At 57.8% G+C, this 5,338-nt stretch carries 5 protein-coding genes, 2 tRNA genes and 2 pseudogenes; 4 read left to right on the top strand and 5 right to left on the bottom strand.

Annotation, left to right across the window (positions count from 1 at the left end; genetic code table 11):
• Positions 1 to 541 (top strand): tyrosine-type recombinase/integrase (locus tag JCM12178_RS16890; protein ID WP_157054983.1); only part of this gene is annotated, 541 nt, incomplete at its 5' end.
• A gap of 78 nt (positions 542 to 619) precedes the next feature.
• Here the strand turns inward: JCM12178_RS16890 and JCM12178_RS16885 are convergent.
• From JCM12178_RS16885 to JCM12178_RS16865, 5 genes are all read right to left on the bottom strand, one after another.
• A tRNA-Glu gene (locus tag JCM12178_RS16885) sits at positions 620 to 697 on the bottom strand.
• 6 nt (positions 698 to 703) lie between these two features.
• Positions 704 to 778, bottom strand: a tRNA-Gln gene (locus JCM12178_RS16880).
• 60 nt (positions 779 to 838) lie between these two features.
• The gene (locus JCM12178_RS16875) at positions 839 to 1,192 is read right to left on the bottom strand and encodes a TroA family protein (RefSeq protein WP_054653110.1); all 354 of its coding nucleotides are present in this window, start codon (positions 1,190 to 1,192) and stop codon (positions 839 to 841) included.
• Between the two features lie 30 nt (positions 1,193 to 1,222).
• Positions 1,223 to 1,708, bottom strand: a complete 486-nt coding sequence (locus JCM12178_RS16870; RefSeq protein WP_054653108.1) for a DciA family protein — start codon at positions 1,706 to 1,708, stop codon at positions 1,223 to 1,225.
• Between the two features lie 169 nt (positions 1,709 to 1,877).
• On the bottom strand, positions 1,878 to 2,666 hold the full coding sequence (locus JCM12178_RS16865) for a universal stress protein (RefSeq protein WP_054653106.1): 789 nt from the start codon (positions 2,664 to 2,666) through the stop codon (positions 1,878 to 1,880).
• 178 nt (positions 2,667 to 2,844) lie between these two features.
• On the opposite strand from JCM12178_RS16865, the pseudogene JCM12178_RS16860 reads away from it, so the two are divergent.
• From JCM12178_RS16860 to ahcY, 3 genes and pseudogenes are all read left to right on the top strand, one after another.
• Positions 2,845 to 3,512, top strand: a pseudogene (locus tag JCM12178_RS16860) (ArsR/SmtB family transcription factor); the annotation flags it as partial.
• Positions 3,492 to 3,752, top strand: coding sequence for a class I SAM-dependent methyltransferase (locus JCM12178_RS20120; RefSeq protein ID WP_245628850.1), 261 nt, complete (start codon positions 3,492 to 3,494; stop codon positions 3,750 to 3,752). The pseudogene JCM12178_RS16860 and the gene JCM12178_RS20120, both read left to right, overlap by 21 nt.
• Positions 3,753 to 3,803: 51 nt before the next feature.
• A pseudogene (ahcY, locus tag JCM12178_RS16855) lies at positions 3,804 to 5,229 on the top strand (adenosylhomocysteinase).
• The last annotated feature ends 109 nt before the right edge of the window (positions 5,230 to 5,338 follow it).

The following is a 5,338-nucleotide window of genomic DNA, read 5'->3' as shown; positions in this document are numbered from 1 at the left end:
TAGGGAAAGAAAACTGCTTCTGGTTACGTACCACACGGCAGCCCGCAAAAACGAACTGTGGCGCTTGCAGTGGGAAGAGGTCGATTTCGATGGCGACATGATCGGCTTATGGACGCGCAAGCGGCGTAGCGGCAATGACGAGTTCGACCTGATTCCCATGTCCAAGGCGTTTCGGACCCTGATGGCCGAGTGGCGTTTGGCGTCTGGCGGAAGCGGCTTCGTGTTTGATGACGCCTTCGATGACTTGAAGGACCCGAACAACCGCTGGTTGAAGAGGGCCTGTGACGAGGTCGGTGTACGACGCTTTGGCTTTCACGGCATTCGACACCTCTCCGCAAGCATTGCCGTCCATAATGGGGCAAACCTGCTTGAGGTTCAGCAACTGCTTCGGCACAAGTCTGTGGCCACGACGCAGGGGTATGTCCATAGGGTGGCGAGAACGACCGGGGCGGTGGATGCGCTGGACGCTGCGCTGAGCAAGCAGTCCGGTGAAAGAAAAGGCAACCGTCATGGTCTGTTTGGCAAGGCTGCTGGAAGCTGACATGGGTCTGAAGACACATAGGGGAGACACGAAAAGACGAAAAAGGCTTACGTGAAACACGTAAGCCTTTGATTTCGTTGGCGTCCCCAAGGGGATTTGAACCCCTGTTATCGGCGTGAAAGGCCGACGTCCTGGACCGGGCTAGACGATGGGGACACTATTTGGCTGGGCTGCAAGGACTCGAACCTTGATTAACGGAGCCAGAACCCGTCGTCCTGCCAATTGAACGACAGCCCAGCAGCGAGAAGTTGATTTATAGACTCCCTATCGGGATGTCAACCTCTTTTCTGGATTTTTTTACACAGCGCGGGCCAGACGGCGGGTGCGCTTCTTCAGCTTGTTGATCTTTTTGCGGATGTAGTCGCGTTTGGCGCGTTCGGTGGACTGTTCCTTCTCGGCACGAAGGCTGCGGATCTCACGCTTGATGGAGAGAATCTGATCCTTGTACGGGGAGACGGCGTTCTCTTCGGTGAAGCCGAACACTTCCTTGATCGCCGTGACAAGCTCGTCCTTGCTCTTGGAGGTAGCGCCCACGATCATGGGGAGCTTCTTCATGCAGAGTTCGCGCAGTTCTTTGGCGGTCATTTTGTCAAGAGACTTGGTCAGGCCAAGTTCATCAAAAGAAATTTCTTTAACGTTGTCGTCGCTCATTGTTTCCTCCTGCTCCCGTAAGAGCATATATCACTCATCATCAAAATACTTCTGATAGGCCCGGTAGCAACGGCCAACTGGCGTATCAGGGTCTATCTTGTCATTCAAGGTTCCGAGAACACTTGGTTTTTTATATGTCAAAGGCTGCTCGCGCCGAGCGGTGGCGCTGGGCTTGCCTAAAGGAACTCTGCCGTTTAGCAGCTCGAACCGCACTTTGTCAAAGACTTCTTCCTGAAAGTGCTGATTGATACGTTCCAGAATGATTTGGGAGAAGTAGGGCGCCTCGGCCATGATCATGGGGTCTTCGGCATAGAGCAAAAGCGTTTTGCTTCTGTGCCCGAGGGGGCGGACCATCTCCGCGAATTCGCCCAGCAGCTCGTCCCACGCACGCCACACGCGCACAAGCGCGAGGTTGCCGTCCCGGTCGAGGCGGTCCAGCAGTTCCGGCATGGCTTCGCGGACATCCGCAGTGTTGCGGGTGCGGTTGCGCAGATCCTTTCCCCAGTATCCCTTCATGGCGCTCCTTGCGCGGCGCGGCCGCGCGTGCATTACATATAGTAAGAGCCCGCAGATCAAGCAGGCTATCTGCAGGCCTTGGCCCGGTAGTTGATTACAACCGTGGGGCAGCTAGGCGAAAGGGCTACCTGACCAACCGTGGAGCCGATGATCACCCGGTGCGAATCCTTTACCGAGGAATGGCGCGCATGATCATCATGTCCGCATTCTTCCAGCGGGCCGCCTTCAGAATCTCGGTATACGGCACGCCTTCCCATGCCTCAAAGGTGTGTTCCACTCCCTCAAGTTCGCGCGTGTACTTGCGCTCCATGCGGATAAGCGTGTCCTGAATGAAATCCTCCATGTCTCGTTGGTAGAACTTGGGATTGGGGTAGCTCAGGCCAACGTCCAACACAGAGAATACCGTGACCTTCGCCCCGCTTCTGCGAGCCAGCGAAGCGGCGTGGCATACGGCATTCTCCGAGGGGATCGCCATATCCGTGCAAACAAGTATGTGTTCGGGGTCGTGTTCCAGAAGGGTGTTTGGTCTTGTGACGACCATTACAGGAGCTACCACGCGGCTGGTGACGCGTTGTACCGTAGAGTCCACAAGCCCCCACATGCGGTCCCCGGAGCATTCTCCGTCCCGGCAGTGCGGTCCCATGACAATGAGGTCTGCCGCGACGTGTGTTGCGGTGGATGCAAGCTCCTCGGCAGGATCGCCGCAGACCACGTGGGTGCTGTAGTCGATGCCTTCCAGTCGCCCGGAGTAGTTGTCGAGGATGTCCTTGCGGGTGGCCTCGACCAGTTCGTCCTTGGAGATAAGCCTCTCCACCGTTCCCCAGCCCTCTCTGGGCAGGCGGCAGGCGTGGAAGATGACAAGCTTTGCACCGTGCCTGCGGCACAGCTCGAACGCAGTCTGTGCCGCATGGTCGGTTTCTCCCCGTGACGTGGCGGCGAGGATGATCTTTTCGTACATTTGAGCCTCCTGAATGAGCTTGGGAGATTTCTTACTATACTATCCCGGAAAATGACCGCCGTGTCCACAGGTGCCCGCTTATTTTTTGATACCTCGGCAGAGGCTTGACCATGGGCCGGGAAACGGATAGAAGGGTGTTGTTCTTATATCAAGATATATTGATATTTGTGGAGTCACAGTGCGAATACTTAAATTTTCCAAGGCACTTGCCGACGAGACCAGAGCGAGGCTCATCAATGTTTTGTTGCGTCACGAGCTCAATGTAGGCGAAGTGGTTCAAGTTATGGACATGGGGCAGTCCCGCGTCTCAAGGCACCTCAAGATTCTGGCCGAATCCGGGCTGGTGGAGTGTCGCCGCGACGGGTTGTGGGCGTTTTATCGTGCCGCAACCGAGGGCGACGGACACGTGTTTCTTTCCGGCCTTGAATCGCTTTTTGACCACGAGCCGGTCTTCGAGCGCGATCTCGCCAGTGCAGAATCCGTGATCCGTGACCGTACCGCCGAGACCCGCGAGTTCTTTGACGCCATTGCCGAAGAGTGGCGAAAATTGCGCGACAACGTGCTCGGTGGCCTCGACCTGCACGCCGAAATTGCCAAGCGCCTCAACGGCTGCGGCATCGTCGCCGACCTCGGCTGCGGTCCGGGCGAAATCCTTAAAGTGCTGGCAGGATCCGCCGAATCGGTCATCGGGGTGGACAACTCCCCCCGCATGCTCGACCTCGCCGCCGAACGCTTCTCCTCTGACCGTCGGGTGAGCCTGCGAATCGGTGAGCTTTCGCACCTGCGCTGCGTGACGGAGAGGCTGACTGCGCGGTGATGTCACTCGTGCTGCACCACCTCTCGCATCCGCTCAGCGCTCTTCAGGAAGCCGCGCGCATCGTCAGCGACGACGGCTCTCTCATCATCGCCGAGTTCGACAGCCACGATAACGAACTCCTACGCTCCGATTACGGCGACCGTCTGCTCGGCATCGGTCGCGACGAAATGGAGCAGATGCTCGGCAAAGCCGGGTTCCGCCTCGACAAGGTGGAGGAATTTTCCGTGAACATGGGACTGACGGTCATTCTTTACCGGGCCGTCAGATAGACCGGACCATATCCGGATATGAACGAAGTAAAAAACCTCAAAGGAGGAATCATGAGTAACGTCCAGCCCATCGATCCCAAACTGGACCACAAAGTTGCCGACATGTCTCTGGCCGATTGGGGCCGCAAGGAAATGCAGCTCTCCGAACGCGAAATGCCCGGCCTGATGCAGCTGCGCGAAAAGTACGGCAAGGAAAAGCCCCTCAAGGGCCTGAAAATCATGGGCTCCCTGCACATGACCATTCAGACCGCCATGCTCATCGAAACCCTTTCCGAGCTCGGTGCCGACGTGCGCTGGGCGTCCTGCAACATTTTCTCCACGCAGGACCACGCCGCCGCAGGCATTGCCAAGGCCGGAACCGCCAAGGTCTTTGCATGGAAAGGTGAAACCCTCGCCGAGTACTGGTGGTGCACCGAGCAGGCCCTGACCTGGCCCGACGGCTCCGGCCCGGACCTCATCGTCGACGACGGCGGCGACGCAACCATGATGATCCATCAGGGCGTCAAAGTGGAAAAAGACCCGTCCATCGCCGACAAGAAATATGACAACCCCGAATTTCAGCTGGTCATGGACCGCCTGAAGGCCGCCTACGAAGCCAATCCCACCAAATGGCAGGATATGGCCAAGAACATCCGCGGCGTCTCCGAAGAGACCACCACCGGCGTGCATCGTCTCTACGAAATGCAGCGCAACGGCGAACTGCTCTTCCCGGCCATCAACGTCAACGACTCCGTGACCAAGTCCAAGTTCGACAACCTCTACGGTTGCCGCGAGTCCCTCGCCGACGGTATCAAGCGCGCCACCGACGTCATGATCGCCGGTAAAGTGGTCGTGGTCTGCGGTTACGGCGACGTGGGCAAAGGCTGCGCCCATTCCATGCGCGGTTTCGGCGCCCGCGTGCTCGTCACCGAAGTTGACCCCATCTGCGCCCTGCAGGCCGCCATGGAAGGATTCGAAGTCCTGCCCATGGAAAAAGCCCTGCCCGAAGGCGATATCTTCGTGACCGCCACCGGTAACTTCAAGGTCATCACCGGCGAACAGATGGAAAAGATGAAAGACGAAGCCATCGTCTGCAACATCGGCCACTTCGATAATGAAATCGATATGGCCTACCTCGAGAAAAACCCCAAGTGCGTCAAGGACGAAATCAAGCCGCAGGTCGACAAGTGGACCCTCGAATCCGGCCGCTCCATCATCATCCTCGCCGAAGGCGCCTCGTGAACCTCGCTGCGCCACCGGACACCCCAGCTTCGTCATGTCCAACTCCTTCACCAACCAGGTTCTCGCACAGCTCGATCTCGCCAAGAACGACTACGAGCCGCGCGTCATGATCCTGCCCAAGAAGCTCGACGAAGAAGTCGCCCGCCTGCACCTCGAACGCCTCGGCGTCGAACTGGACTCCCTGTCCAAAGAACAGGCCGACTACATCGGCGTGCCCGTCGAAGGCCCCTACAAGCCCGATCACTACCGTTACTAGCAGGTATCGATGCCATAAACAAAAAGGCCCGCCGTACGGCGGGCCTTTTTGTTTGCCTCCGGCGGCTGAGGGGAAGGGAAGAGGGGGACCCCTTTTTAGCAAAAAGCGG

The organism is Salidesulfovibrio brasiliensis JCM 12178 (assembly GCF_001311825.1).
GTDB classification, from domain to species: Bacteria; Desulfobacterota; Desulfovibrionia; order Desulfovibrionales; family Desulfovibrionaceae; genus Pseudodesulfovibrio; species Pseudodesulfovibrio brasiliensis.
Note: the sequence above shows the minus strand (reverse complement) of the source record. Positions and strands in the feature narration are given on the sequence as shown.

Coding starts and splice junctions, on each gene's coding strand:
- JCM12178_RS16875 (WP_054653110.1), bottom strand. CDS start 1,192: ATGAGCGACGACAACGTTAAAGAAATTTCTTTTGATGAACTTGGCCTG.
- JCM12178_RS16865 (WP_054653106.1), bottom strand. CDS start 2,666: ATGTACGAAAAGATCATCCTCGCCGCCACGTCACGGGGAGAAACCGAC.
- JCM12178_RS16870 (WP_054653108.1), bottom strand. CDS start 1,708: ATGAAGGGATACTGGGGAAAGGATCTGCGCAACCGCACCCGCAACACT.